This is a genomic window from Pseudomonas sp. 51_B, from assembly GCF_017491595.1.
Classification (GTDB): Bacteria; Pseudomonadota; Gammaproteobacteria; order Pseudomonadales; family Pseudomonadaceae; genus Aquipseudomonas; species Aquipseudomonas promysalinigenes.
In genome coordinates this window covers 1-497 of record NZ_JAFGYW010000233.1, presented here as the reverse complement: position 1 = coordinate 497, position 497 = coordinate 1, and the positions used below count along the sequence as shown (strand labels likewise).

Here is a 497-nt window from a genome sequence, read left to right as displayed (position 1 = left end):
CACAAGGAGTTTGTGTGTTGCCGTGAATGACAGGGGGAACGCGAATTCTGTGGGAGCGAGCCTGCTCGCGAAGGCGTCAGGTCATCCAACATGGTGTCGACTGACACACCGCTTTCGCGAGCAGGCTCGCTCCCACAAAGGATTTGTGTGTTGCCGTGAATGACGGGGAGAACGCGAATTCTGTGGGAGCGAGCCTGCCCGCGAAGGCGTCAGGTCATCCAACATGGTGTCGATTGACACACCGCTTTCGCGAGCAGGCTCGCTCCCACAGGGTTCTGTATTCCAGGGCGGTAAAGGGTCAGGCCCACTCTTTGCGCAGTTGCCGCGCGGCGCTGACCATGTGCACCAGCGCCGCTTCGGTCTCTGGCCAGCCTCGGGTTTTCAGCCCGCAATCCGGATTGACCCACAGCCGCTCAACCGGAATACGCTGCGCCGCCTTGCGCAGCAAGCCAACCATTTCCGACACATCAGGAATCCGTGGCGAGTGAATATCGTAG

At 60.2% G+C, this 497-nt stretch carries 1 protein-coding gene; it reads right to left on the bottom strand.

Annotated elements, in window-relative coordinates:
* Nucleotides 1–298: 298 nt before the first annotated feature.
* Nucleotides 299–497, bottom strand: a 199-nt coding sequence (locus tag J5M56_RS24580) for a hypothetical protein (protein ID WP_207938007.1), incomplete at its 5' end; no start/stop codon positions are given.